Here is a 12,769-nt window from a genome sequence, read left to right on the forward strand (position 1 = left end):
CACGCACCCGGGACAAACAAGCGCGCGGGGAGGCCGGCGGACCGGCCTCCCCGCGCGGGAGGAGTGTTACTCCGAGAGGTACGAGGTGACCTCGATCGAGCCGTCGATGATGCCGGCCTTGATCGTGTCGAGCTCACCCTGCAGGTCGGCGGAGACCTTCGACTCGAAGTCGTGGAACGGGGCCAGGCCCACGCCCTCGTTCTCGAGCGTGCCGACGAACGGCGCCGCGTCGAAGTTGCCCTCGCCGGCGGCCGTGACGGCCTCCTCGACACCCACGTCGATGCCCTTGCGGATCGAGGTGAGCAGCAGGTCGCCGATCGACGGGTCGGTCTCGAAGACGTCGGCGTCGACACCGATCATCGCGATCTCACGACCCGAGTCGCGGATCACCGAGGCGGCCGACTGGTAGATCGGGCCACCGACGGGCAGCAGCACGTCGACACCCTGGTCGACGATGCCCTGCGCGGCGTTGATCGCGTCCTGGTTGGCCTCGAAGCCACCGGTGAAGACACCGTCGGTGCCGTCCCAGCCCACGACCTGGACGCTCGCACCCTTCTGCTCGTTGAAGTACTCCACACCCTGCTTGAAGCCGTCCATGAAGATGGTGACGGTCGGGATGTTCATGCCGCCGAAGGTGCCCACCTTGCCGGCGGTCGAGTACGACGCCGCGGCGTAGCCGGCGAGGAACGCGGCCTGGGCGGTGTCGAAGATGATCGGCTTGATGTTCTCTGCGTCGGTCTTGCCGTCGAAGTCGTTGTCGACCATGTCGTCGATCGAGACGAACTCGACGTCGGGGTTGGCGACGGCGGCCTCACCGGCGGCCGAGGCGAGGAGGAAGCCGACGGTGATGACGAGCTTGCAGCCCTCGTCGACGAGGCTCTGGATGTTCGGCGCGTAGTCCGACTCCGAGCCGGACTCGACCTTCTTGGACTCGACACCGAGCGTCGCGGCCGCGGCCTCGAGGCCCTCGGCGCCCAGCTGGTTGAACGACTTGTCCTCGAAGCCACCGGCGTCGGAGACCATGCAGGGCTTGAAGTCGCTGACGGCCTCGCCGCCGGCCGAACCGGACGGGGAGCTCTCGGGTGCGGATGCGCAGCCGGCGAGGGCGACGAACATGCTGGCGGCGACGAGGCTGCCGAGCACGCGCTTTCGGGTGGAAATGGTCAACTCTGCCTCCACGGAAGAAGACCCGCGGATTTCGCGGGGGTTTTCCCATGAAGTTACCTACTGTGACGCGCCGTTTGCGGCCGGATCGGGGCCGTGGGCGGGAATGGTTACAAAGACGCAATCATCCCGATACGCGGGCGGCATGCAGCCCCGCGGGAGGTCGGGCGGACGCCGGTCAGAGCACGTCGCCGCGACCGGTGAGCTTGAGCGCGTCGACGACGCCCTTCACCCGCTGCGCGTTCTCGCTCGTGGTGACCAGCAGCGCGTCGGGGGTGTCGACGACGACGATGTCCTTCACGCCGATGAGGCTGATGACGCGGGTGGTGTGGCTCACCACGATGCCGCTCGCGGCATCCGAGAGGATGCGGGCGTTCTCGCCGAGGATCGCGAGGTCGTTCTTGCGCCCGCCGGAGTTGAGCTTGGCGAGGCTCGCGAAGTCGCCCACGTCGTCCCAGTCGAAATGGCCGGGGACGACGGCGAGCTTGCCCTTCTCGGCGGCGGGCTCGGCGACGACGTAGTCGATCGCGATCTTCGGCAGCGTCGGCCATACCCGGTCGACGACGGGGCCACGGCGGTCGCGGTCGTCCCATGCCTCGGCGAGCTCCATGAGTCCGGCATGCAGGGCGGGGTTGTTCGCCTCGATCTCGGCCAGCAGCACGTCGGCACGGGAGATGAACATGCCCGCGTTCCACAGGTAGGAGCGGTCGGCGACGTAGGCCTTCGCGGTCTCGAGGTCGGGCTTCTCGACGAAGCGGTCCACGAGCGACGCGTCGCGGGCGCCGTCGACGATGAGCTCGCCGCCGCGCTGGATGTAGCCGAATCCGATCGCCGGCTCGGACGGGGTGATGCCGATCGTGCTGATGTAGCCCTCGCGCGCCACGGCGACCGCGTCGCGCACGGCGAACTCGAACACGCGCGTACCGCGGATCACGTGGTCGGCGGCGAACGAGCCGATGATGACGTCGGGCTCGCGACGGTGCAGGATCGCGGCGGCCAGTCCGATGGCGGCGGCCGAGTCGCGCGGCTCCGACTCGAGGAAGACGTTGCGGTCGGGGATGCCGGGCAGCTGGGCCTCGACGGCGGCACGGTGCGCGCGCCCGGTGACGACGGCGATGCGGTCCTCGCCGGCCAGCGGCGCGAGGCGCTCCCACGTGTCGCGCAGCAGCGAGTGGCCCGAGCCGGTGAGGTCGTGGAGGAACTTCGGGGCGTCGGCGCGCGAGAGCGGCCACAGCCGGCTGCCGACGCCTCCGGCGGGGATCACGGCGTAGAAGTCCTGGAGCGCGTCGGCCATGCCCACGAGCCTACCGGCGCGGCATCCGCCCGCCCGGATCACCCCCGTAAGAACGGGGCTTCCTTCGGATATCTCGACATCGAGAGAACTTAGGGTCGCCTTCGTCGCCGCCCCCGCAGGCCGGGAATAAGATGGACGAGCGCCCGTCTGCGACGCCGGGGATCTCCCCGTGCGGGCATCGACAGCCCACATCGCCGCGTTCGAGGTGTCCTACTTCACAAAGGGAGGACGACCGTGTCTGCACCAGCACGTGTCACACCGTCGGTCACACAGACCACCTCGAAGACCCCGCGCGGAACCCTGTACCGCGGTCGCGAGGGCATGTGGTCGTGGGTACTGCACCGCATCACCGGCGTCGCCATCTTCTTCTTCCTGCTCGTGCACGTGCTCGACACGGCGCTCATCCGCGTCGCGCCCGAGGCGTATGACGCCGTCATGAGCACGTACAAGAACCCGATCATGGGTCTCGGCGAGACGGTGCTCGTCGCCGCGATCGTCTACCACGCGTTCAACGGCCTGCGCATCATCGCGGTCGACCTGTGGCCGTGGGCGACGCGCAACCAGCGCAAGCTGTGGTGGGCCGTGCTCGTGCTCTGGGTGGTGACCGTGGGAGGCTTCGCCGCCCGCCACCTCCCGATCGTCTTCTCCTCGATGGGAGGCGGTCACTGATGGCCACCGACACCCTCGCCGCACCCCGCTCGCCGCGCTCGGACATCCGCAAGAAGGGTCCGAACCTCGAGAAGTGGGGCTGGATCTACATGCGCGTCTCCGGCGTGCTGCTGATCGTGCTCATCTTCGGGCACCTCTTCGTCAACCTGATGCTGGGCGAAGGCATCCACGGGATCGACTTCGCGTTCGTCGCCGGCAAGTTCGCCTCGCCGTTCTGGCAGTGGTGGGACGTGCTGATGCTGTGGCTCGCCTTCATCCACGGGGCCAACGGCATGCGCACGATCGTCAACGACTACGTGACCGGGCCGAAGGTGCGCGCCGCGCTCGTCTGGGCGATCTGGGTGGCCGCCGCCCTGCTCATCCTGCTCGGCACGCTGGTCGTGTTCACCTTCGATCCCTGCATCCCCAACCTCAGCGACGGCAGCGTCCTGGTCGAGGTGTGCGCGGCGCAGTGACCGCGCCGCCGACCGACTCCCCGAGACCCCGACGCATCCGACGCGAAAAAACGAAGGCATCCCACACGTGAGCACCCAGACCGCAGACACCGTCGTGAAGGACGGCGTCCACTACCACCAGTTCGACATCGTCATCGTGGGAGCCGGCGGCGCCGGCATGCGCGCGGCGATCGAGGCCGGCCCCGGCGCGAAGACCGCCGTGATCACCAAGCTCTACCCGACGCGCTCGCACACCGGTGCGGCACAGGGCGGCATGGCCGCGGCGCTCGCCAATGTCGAAGAGGACTCGTGGGAATGGCACACCTTCGACACCGTCAAGGGCGGCGACTACCTCGTCGACCAGGATGCCGCGGAGATCCTCGCAAAGGAGGCGATCGACGCCGTCATCGACCTCGAGAACATGGGCCTGCCGTTCAACCGCACGCCCGACGGCAAGATCGACCAGCGCCGCTTCGGCGGGCACACCGCCGACCACGGCAAGACCCCCGTGCGCCGCGCCTGCTACGCCGCCGACCGCACCGGCCACATGATCCTGCAGACGCTGTTCCAGAACTGCGTCAAGCTCGGCATCAACTTCTTCAACGAGTTCTACGTGCTCGACCTCGTCACCGTCGGCGAGGGCAAGGACACCCAGGTCGCGGGTGTCGTCGCATACGAGCTCGCCACCGGCGACCTGCACGTGTTCCAGTCGAAGGCCGTCGTCTTCGCGACCGGCGGCTTCGGCAAGATCTTCAAGACCACCTCCAACGCCCACACCCTCACCGGTGACGGCGTCGGCGTCATCTGGCGCAAGAAGCTGCCGCTGGAGGACATGGAGTTCTTCCAGTTCCACCCGACCGGACTCGCCGGCCTCGGCATCCTGCTCACGGAGGGCGCCCGCGGCGAGGGCGCGATCCTGCGCAACGCCTCGGGCGAGCGGTTCATGGAGCGGTACGCGCCGACGATCAAGGACCTCGCCCCGCGCGACATCGTGAGCCGCTGCATGGTGCAGGAGGTCGCGGAAGGCCGCGGCGCCGGCCCGCACCGCGACTACGTGCTGCTGGACTGCACGCACCTGGGCGCCGAGGTGCTCGAGACCAAGCTCCCCGACATCACCGAGTTCGCGCGCACGTACCTCGGCGTCGACCCCGTCGTCGAGCCGGTGCCGGTGATGCCCACCGCCCACTACGCGATGGGCGGCATCCCGACCAACGTCAAGGCCGAGGTCCTCTCGGACAACGACACCGTCGTGCCGGGCCTGTACGCCGCCGGCGAGTGCGCATGCGTCTCGGTGCACGGCTCGAACCGCCTCGGCACCAACTCGCTGCTCGACATCAACGTGTTCGGCAAGCGCGCCGGCCGCAACGCCGTCGAGTACGTGCAGACCGCCGACTTCGTCCCGCTGCCCGAAGATCCCGCCAAGGACGTGCGCGACATGCTCGAGGGGCTGCGGAACAACCCCGGCGGCGAGCGCATCGCGGTGCTGCGCAAGACGCTGCAGGACGAGATGGACCGCAAGGCCCAGGTGTTCCGCACCGACGAGTCGCTCGGCGAGGTGCTCGTCACCATCGAAGAGCTGCGCGAGCGCTACAAGAACGTGCACGTCGACGACAAGGGCAAGCGGTTCAACACCGATCTGCTCGAGGCCGTCGAGCTCGGATTCCTGCTCGACATCGCCGAGGTCGTCGTCGTCGCCGCGAAGAACCGCAAGGAGAGCCGCGGCGGTCACATGCGCGACGACTTCCCGACGCGCGACGACGAGAACTACATGCAGCACACGATGGCCTACCTCACCGGCGACCCGCTTTCGTCGAACGCCGAAGACCACATCCAGCTCGGCTGGAAGCCCGTCGTGTTCACGAAGAACGAGAAGGGCGAGTTGAATTACCCGCCGATGGAGAGGAAGTACTGATGACGCTCGTCGCCCCCGACGTCGCCTCGTCCGCCGAGGCGGACGCGAACGACACCGGCATCCAGTCGTTCCTGGTCACCTTCATCATCCGTCGCTTCGATCCCGAGGTGGATGCCGAGCCCCGCTGGGTCGACTACGACGTGGAGCTGTACTCCACCGACCGCGTGCTCGACGCCCTGCACAAGATCAAGTGGGAGGTCGACGGCTCGCTGACCTTCCGCCGCTCGTGCGCGCACGGCATCTGCGGGTCGGACGCCATGCGCATCAACGGCCGCAACCGTCTCGCGTGCAAGACGCTGATCAAGGACCTCGACATCTCGAAGCCGATCTACGTCGAGGCCATCAAGGGCCTCCCGCTGGAGAAGGACCTCGTCGTCGACATGGAGCCGTTCTTCGCGTCGTACCGCGAGGTGCAGCCCTTCCTCATCGCGAACTCGAAGCCGGAGCCCGGCAAGGAGCGCGTGCAGTCCATCAAGGACCGCGCGATCTACGACGACACCACCAAGTGCATCCTCTGCGCCGCGTGCACCTCGTCGTGCCCCGTATTCTGGACCGACGGCCAGTACTTCGGCCCCGCCGCGATCGTCAACGCGCACCGCTTCATCTTCGACTCGCGCGACGACGCGGGCGACGTACGCCTCGACATTCTCAACGACAAGGAGGGCGTGTGGCGCTGCCGCACGACCTTCAACTGCACCGAGGCGTGCCCCCGCGGCATCGAGGTGACCAAGGCGATCGCCGAGGTCAAGCAGGCCGTCCTGCGCGGCTGATCCTCCGCTTCACAGGTGTCGAGCCGGTTCTCGCTACGCTGACGGCGTGACCTCTCCGCACACCAAGCGCGCCGTGGCCGATGTCGCGCGCGCCGAAGAGGAGAGCCTGCGCGAGCGGTGGGAGTCCACCCAGGCCGAGCTGCGCGAGCGTTTCGACGCGCCCATCAGCCGCGCCACCGAGCTGACGCGCCGCACCCTCGCGTGGTTCCCGGTGCGGGTGTGGCGCCATTTCCTGCTGAGCAACGGGTTCCTCCTCGCGGCGAGCATCAGCTACCAGTCGTTGTTCGCGATGTTCGCGGTGATCTACGTCGCCTTCGCCGGCGTCGGACTGTGGCTCGGCGGCAGCCAGGCCGCGATCGACGGCCTCATCGGGCTCATCAACAGCTACATCCCCAACCTCATCAGCGCGAACGGCCTGGTCACCCCGGAAGCGGTCGCCGAAGTCGCGAAAGGCAGCAGCGGGGTGCTGGCGATCACCGGTGCCATCGCGCTCGGCGTCGCGATCTGGACCGCGATCGGTTTCGTCACCTTCACACGCCGCGCGGTCCGCGACATCTTCAGGCTGCCCTTCGACCGCCGCAACTACTTCTTCCTCAAGGCGCGCGATTTCCTCGCCGCCGCGGTGTTCGGCATCTCACTCATCCTCGGCGTCGTGCTCGGTGCCATCGCGAGCGGCGCGGTGCGCGCCGTGCTCGAGGTGCTCGGCCTGCCCGGGAACTCGTTCTGGACGCACGCCGGCCTGCAGCTGCTCTCGTTCGCCGTCGGCTTCGCCATCAACGCGGCCGCGCTGGCAGCGCTGTTCCAGTTCCTCACCGGCGCCCGGGTCCCCTGGCGCCGGGTGTGGCCGGGCTCCCTCCTCGGTGGCGGGGCCATCTCGATCCTGCAGCTCGGCGCGGGCCTGCTCCTGATCTACACTCCCTCGAACCCGCTGCTGGCGACGTTCTCGGTGTTCATCGGGTTCCTCGTGTGGTTCCGGCTGGTGGGCATCGTCATCCTCGTCGCGGCGTCGTGGATCGCGGTGGCGGCCGCGGATGCCGACATCCCGCTGCGGGTGCCGACCGAGGCCGAGCGGCTGCGCGCCGAACATGAGGCGCTGCTGCTGGCCGCGCGCGTGCGCCTGCGCACGGCCCGCGAGGCGCACGACACCGCGCCGTGGTTCCGCCGGTGGCCCACCGCGCGGGCGCTGCACGACGCGGAGGAGGAGCTCGCCCAGGTGCGCGCGAGTGCTCCCCCACCCCCGAAGCCGCACGGGCTGCTGCCGGACTGACGGCGCGTGCGCCGGCGCGAGTCCGTGTCGGGGGCGCTGGCTAGGCTGTCACGGTGCCCCGGAACCTTCGCATCGCCTCCGTCAACGTCAACGGCATCCGCGCCGCCGCCCGCAAGGGCATGGGCGCCTGGCTCGAGACGGCGGATGTCGACATCCTGACCCTGCAGGAGGTGCGCGCCGAGGCGGCCGACCTCGCCGCCGCGCTCCCCGGCTGGCACGTCGTCGGCGACGAGGCGCTCGCCAAGGGACGCGCGGGGGTCGCGATCGCCGCCCGCGAGCCCCTGGAGATCTGGCGCATCGACCTCGGCGACGAGACGCTCGATTCGAAGGGCCGCTGGATCGAGGCCGACGTGCGTGTCGGCGACGAGACCCTCACCGTCGTGAGCGCGTACGTGTTCACCGGTGAGGACGGCACCGAGAAGCAGGTCGCCAAGTACGCGTTCCTCGACGCCATGGAGGCGCGGATGCCGCAGCTCGGCGACCTCGCCCTCATCACGGGCGACCTGAACGTCGGACACCGGGAGTTCGACATCCGCAACTGGAAGGGGAACCTCAAGAAGGCCGGGTTCCTCCCCCGTGAGCGCGCGTACTTCGACCGGTTCCTGGGCGCCGCCGGCGAGACGGTCACGACGGTCGACGGCGGATCGGGCACGGGCCTGGGATGGGTCGATGTGGGCCGCACGTGGGCGGGCGAGGTCGACGGCCCGTACTCGTGGTGGTCGAACCGCGGCAAAGCCTTCGACACCGACACCGGCTGGCGCATCGACTACCACCTCGCCACCCCGGCCCTCGCGGCGCGGGTCGCGGACTACCGCATCGTGCGCGCGCCGTCGTGGGACACGCGCTGGAGCGACCACGCCCCCGTCGTCGCCGACTACACGTTCTGACGCGGGGCCTGCAGCCGCGGCTCGGGGCCGCGGCATCCGCTCGTAGGATTGTCGGGTGAGCAAACCCCGCCTGTACTCCGGTATGCAGCCGTCCGCCGACTCCCTCCAGATCGGCAACTACATCGGTGCGCTCATGCAGTGGCGCGACCTGCAGGAGGCGTACGACGCGTTCTTCTCCGTCGTCGACCTGCACGCCCTCACGCAGCCGAACGACCCGGCCGAGCTGCGCGAGAAGACCCGCCGCACCGCCGCGCAGTACATCGCGGCCGGCATCGAGCCGGCGCGCTCGACCCTCTACGTGCAGTCGCACGTGCGCGCCCACGCCGAGCTCGCCTGGATCCTCTCCACGATCACCGGCTTCGGCGAGGCCGGGCGCATGACACAGTTCAAGGACAAGTCGCAGCGGTACGGCAGCGACGCGACGTCGGTGGGACTGTTCACCTACCCCGTGCTGATGGCCGCCGACATCCTGCTGTACCAGACCGACATCGTGCCCGTCGGAGACGACCAGAAGCAGCACGTCGAGCTGACCCGCGACCTCGCGGAGCGGTTCAACAGCCGCTACGGCCAGACGTTCCGCGTGCCGATGCCGGTGATCCAGCAGGAGACCGCCCGCATCTACGACCTGCAGGTGCCGACGGCGAAGATGTCGAAGTCGGCGGAGTCGGATGCCGGCGTGCTGTGGCTGCTGGACGACCCGGCCAAGTCGGCGAAGAAGGTCATGCGCGCCGTCACCGACTCCGAGGGCTCCGTGCGCTACGACCGCGAGAACAAGCCGGGCGTCTCGAACCTGCTCGTGATCTACGCGGCCCTCACCGGACGGCAGATCCCGTCGATCGAGGACGAGTACGCCGGCCGCGGCTACGGAGACTTCAAGAAGGGCCTGGCCGAGGTCGTCGTGAACGAGTTCGGCCCGGTGCGCGAGCGCGCCCTCGAGCTGCTCGCCGACCCCGCCGAGCTCGACCGCGTGCTGGCCGCCAACGCCGCCCGCGCCGACGAGGTCGCCGACGCGACCCTCGCCTCGGTCTACGACAAGGTGGGCCTCCTCCGCCGCGTGTGAGCTGCCGCGGGCCGGGGCGGTGCCCTGGGCGCGGCGTGTCACACGAGGTGCCGGTCACGGCCGCTCGCAGCGGCCGTTCGTGTGACATGCAGCATCCGCGTGTCACAGGAAGTGCCGGTCACGACGCCTCGCACCGGCCGTCCGTGTGACATGTGCCGCACCGGCCGGGGCGGGTAGTGTCGCGGCATGGAACCGGTCACGCTGCGCACCGCGCGGCTCGTGCTGTCGCCGCCGGCGGACGACGACGTCGACGCGATCTTCGAGGCCTGCCAGGATCCGCTCATCCAGCGCTACACCACGGTGCCGTCGCCCTACGAGCGCGCGCACGCGGAGGGGTTCGTCGAGAAGACCCGCGGATGGTGGGAGTCGGGGAGCGAGGCCACCTGGGCGGTGCGCGTCGACGGACGGCTCGGCGGCATGGTCGGCCTGCACCGCATGGGCACGGGCTCCGGCTCCGCCGAGCTCGGCTACTGGATGGCGCCCGGGTTCCGCCGCGGCGGATTCCTCACCGAGGCGTGCCGGCCGATCATCGACTTCGGATTCTCGCCCGACGGGTTCGACCTCGTGCGCCTGGACTGGCGTGCGGTGGCCGGCAACGAGGCGTCGGCGCGCGCGGCCCGCCGGCTCGGATTCCGCTACGAGGGCACGATGCGTGAGGCGCTCGTCAACGGTGCCGGCGTGCGCGCCGACGGCTGGGTCGCGGGGCTGCTGCGCACCGACGAGCGCACCCCGCAGGCCTGGCCGGTGCTCGGCGACGTCTGACAGGATGGCGGCATGCCCGAGATGCCGGAGGTGCAGGGCCTCGTCGCGTTCCTCGACGAGCGGCTGCGCGGCGTGCAGATCAGCCGGATGATGCTCGCCGGCATCGCCGCGCTGAAGACCTACGACCCGCCGATCGACGCCCTGAAGGGCACGACGGTCACCGGCGCCTCGCGTCACGGCAAGTTCGTCGACCTTTCGACGGATGCCGGGATCCACCTCGTCTTCCACCTGGCGAAGGCCGGCTGGCTGCGCTTCACCGACACCCTCCCCGCGACCCTCATCAAGCCGGGGAAGACGCCCATCGCGCTGCGGGTCGCCTTCGCCGACGGCAGCGGGTTCGACCTCACCGAGGCGGGCACGAAGAAGTCCCTCGCGATCTACGTCGTCCGCTCCCCCGCCGACGTGCCCGGGATCGCACGGCTCGGCCCCGACCCGCTCGAGGCCTCCTTCACCCGCGACACCCTCGCGGGTCTGCTCGCGGGGCGCCGCACGCAGATCAAAGGAGTGCTGCGCGACCAGTCGGTCGTCGCCGGGATCGGCAACGCCTACTCCGACGAGATCCTCCACGCCGCGCGGATGTCGCCGTACGCCCTCGCGGCCACGCTCGACGACGCCGAGATCGACCGGCTGTACGCCGCGATGCGCGACACCCTCGCGGATGCCGTCGCCACGGCATCCGGCAAGCCTCCGGCCGAACTCAAGGACGCGAAGCGGCGGGGCATGGCCGTGCACGGTCGACGCGGCCAGGCGTGCCCGGTCTGCGGCGACGAGGTGCGCAGCGTCTTCTTCGCGGACAACTCCCTCGAGTACTGCCCGACGTGTCAGACCGGCGGGAGGATCCTCGCCGACCGTCGGCTGTCGCGCCTGCTGAAGTAGCCCTCCCTCGAGTTCGCCGGTTCCGCGTCGAGTTCGCCGGCGACGTCGCGGCGGAACCGGCGAAGTCGCGCGGGAACCGGCGAAGTCGCGGGGCAGGTCAGTCGGTCGTGCCCATGAGGATGCGGGCGTCGTCGTCGAGCCAGTCGATCGACTTCGAGACGGCCTTTTTCCACAGCCGGTAGCGACGGGCCCGCTCGTCCTGCGCCATCTGCGGTTCGAAGCGGGCGTCCTCACGCCACTGACCCCGCAGTTCGTCGAGGTCCTTCCAGAATCCGACCGACAGACCCGCCGCGTATGCTGCGCCGAGCGCCGTCGTCTCGACCACGGCGGGGCGGACGACGGGGATGCCGAGGATGTCGGCCTGGAACTGCAGCAGGGCGTCGTTGCGTGTCATCCCGCCGTCGACGCGCAGCTCGTCGAGCGTGCGCCCCGCGTCGGCGACGACGGCCTCGATGACGTCGCGGGTCTGGAAGGCCGTCGCCTCCAGCGCCGCCTTCGCGATGTGCGCCTTCGTGACGTAGCGGGTGAGCCCCACGAGCGTGCCCCGCGCGTCAGGGCGCCAGTACGGCGCGAACAGTCCCGAGAAGGCCGGCACGAAGTAGGCGCCGCCGTTGTCGTCGACGCTCGCCGCGAGGGTCTCGACCTCTTCCGACCTGGAGATGATGCCGAGGTTGTCGCGCAGCCACTGCACGAGGGATCCGGTGACGGCGATCGACCCCTCCAATGCGTAGCGCGCCGGCTCGTCGCCCCGGCGGTAGGCGACGGTGGTGATCAGCCCCGCCCGCGAGCGGACGATCTCGGTGCCGGTGCCGACGAGGAGGAAGTTGCCGGTGCCGTAGGTGTTCTTCGACTCCCCCGCCTCGAACGCCGTCTGCCCGAAGGTGGCGGCCTGCTGGTCGCCGAGGATGCCGGCGATCGGCACCCCGGCCAGCACCGACGGGGTGCGCACCTGCCCGAAGTCGCCGATCGACGAGCGGATTTCGGGGAGCATCGCCCGAGGGATGTCCCACACCTCGAGCAGCTCCTCGGCCCAGTCGAGGGTGCGCAGGTCCATGAGCAGGGTGCGGCTCGCGTTGGTCACGTCGGTGACGTGGAGGCCGCCGTCCGGGCCCCCCGTCAGGTTCCACACGACCCACGTGTCGGGCGTGCCGAAGAGCAGATCGCCGCGGGCGGCCGCCTCCCGCGCGCCGTCGACGTGGTCGAGGATCCACGCGATCTTCGAGGCCGAGAAGTAGGTCGCCAGCGGCAGCCCGGTGGTCTCGACGAACGCGGAGACGCCGCGCGCCCGGATCAGGCGGTCGATCCGCGGCTGCGTGCGGGTGTCCTGCCAGACGAGTGCGTTGTGCACGGGCTCGCCGGTGCGCCGGTCCCAGACGATCGCCGTTTCGCGCTGGTTGGTGACACCGACGGCGGCGATGTCGGATGCGGCGAGGCCGGCATCCTGCACGACCTCCTCGAGCACGCGCGCGGTGTGGGCCCAGATCTCCGCGGCGTCGTGCTCGACCCGCCCCGCCCGCGGGAAGATCTGCGCGTGCTCGAGCTGCGCGGTGCGCCCGGGGACGCCGGAGCGGTCGAAGAGCATCGCCCGCGTGGAGGTGGTGCCCTGATCGAGCGCGATCACATAGTCGGCCACAGCGGCTCCTCACCGAGTCGTCGGGATGGGACGGACGCCCC

12 protein-coding genes are annotated in these 12,769 nt (G+C 69.9%); 9 read left to right on the forward strand and 3 right to left on the reverse strand.

The genetic code is table 11. The features are described 5' to 3' along the window. Positions 1-66: 66 nt before the first annotated feature. The gene (locus C7474_RS11820; RefSeq protein ID WP_241965225.1) at positions 67-1,167 is read right to left on the reverse strand and encodes a BMP family lipoprotein; all 1,101 of its coding nucleotides are present in this window, start codon (positions 1,165-1,167) and stop codon (positions 67-69) included. 175 nt (positions 1,168-1,342) lie between these two features. Continuing rightward, the gene (locus C7474_RS11825) at positions 1,343-2,458 is read right to left on the reverse strand and encodes a mannose-1-phosphate guanylyltransferase (RefSeq protein ID WP_121060253.1); all 1,116 of its coding nucleotides are present in this window, start codon (positions 2,456-2,458) and stop codon (positions 1,343-1,345) included. Positions 2,459-2,692: 234 nt separating this feature from the next. On the opposite strand from C7474_RS11825, the gene sdhC reads away from it, so the two are divergent. From sdhC to C7474_RS11870, 9 genes are all read left to right on the forward strand, one after another. Beyond that, positions 2,693-3,127, forward strand: coding sequence for a succinate dehydrogenase, cytochrome b556 subunit (gene sdhC / locus C7474_RS11830; RefSeq protein ID WP_121060254.1), 435 nt, complete (start codon positions 2,693-2,695; stop codon positions 3,125-3,127). Then, the gene (locus C7474_RS11835; RefSeq protein ID WP_121060256.1) at positions 3,127-3,582 is read left to right on the forward strand and encodes a succinate dehydrogenase hydrophobic membrane anchor subunit; all 456 of its coding nucleotides are present in this window, start codon (positions 3,127-3,129) and stop codon (positions 3,580-3,582) included. Before sdhC ends, C7474_RS11835 begins: the two co-directional genes overlap by 1 nt. A gap of 67 nt (positions 3,583-3,649) precedes the next feature. Continuing rightward, entirely contained in the window at positions 3,650-5,473 is a 1,824-nt protein-coding gene (gene sdhA, locus C7474_RS11840) for a succinate dehydrogenase flavoprotein subunit (RefSeq protein ID WP_121060257.1), read from the forward strand. Next, positions 5,473-6,243 (forward strand): succinate dehydrogenase iron-sulfur subunit, encoded by a 771-nt coding sequence (locus tag C7474_RS11845; protein ID WP_121060258.1) that lies wholly within the window; start codon positions 5,473-5,475, stop codon positions 6,241-6,243. The genes sdhA and C7474_RS11845 overlap by 1 nt, the downstream gene beginning before the upstream one ends. A 46-nt stretch (positions 6,244-6,289) precedes the next feature. Further along, entirely contained in the window at positions 6,290-7,510 is a 1,221-nt protein-coding gene (locus C7474_RS11850; protein ID WP_199692442.1) for a YihY/virulence factor BrkB family protein, read from the forward strand. A gap of 53 nt (positions 7,511-7,563) precedes the next feature. Further along, on the forward strand, positions 7,564-8,397 hold the full coding sequence (locus C7474_RS11855) for an exodeoxyribonuclease III (RefSeq protein ID WP_121060259.1): 834 nt from the start codon (positions 7,564-7,566) through the stop codon (positions 8,395-8,397). Between the two features lie 55 nt (positions 8,398-8,452). After that, entirely contained in the window at positions 8,453-9,457 is a 1,005-nt protein-coding gene (trpS, locus tag C7474_RS11860; protein WP_121060260.1) for a tryptophan--tRNA ligase, read from the forward strand. A gap of 186 nt (positions 9,458-9,643) precedes the next feature. Continuing rightward, positions 9,644-10,219 (forward strand): GNAT family N-acetyltransferase, encoded by a 576-nt coding sequence (locus C7474_RS11865; RefSeq protein WP_121060261.1) that lies wholly within the window; start codon positions 9,644-9,646, stop codon positions 10,217-10,219. A gap of 12 nt (positions 10,220-10,231) precedes the next feature. Continuing rightward, a complete protein-coding gene (locus C7474_RS11870) occupies positions 10,232-11,095 on the forward strand; it encodes an Fpg/Nei family DNA glycosylase (protein WP_121060262.1) in 864 nt (287 codons plus the stop codon). Between the two features lie 97 nt (positions 11,096-11,192). Here C7474_RS11870 and glpK read toward each other — a convergent pair whose 3' ends face one another. Continuing rightward, positions 11,193-12,728 carry a glycerol kinase GlpK gene (gene glpK / locus C7474_RS11875; RefSeq protein WP_121060263.1) on the reverse strand — a complete coding sequence of 512 codons (1,536 nt, stop codon included), beginning with the start codon at positions 12,726-12,728 and terminating at the stop codon, positions 11,193-11,195. Between the last annotated feature and the right edge of the window lie 41 nt (positions 12,729-12,769).

The sequence above is a fragment of the Microbacterium telephonicum genome, assembly GCF_003651225.1.
Taxonomy (GTDB): Bacteria; Actinomycetota; Actinomycetes; order Actinomycetales; family Microbacteriaceae; genus Microbacterium; species Microbacterium telephonicum.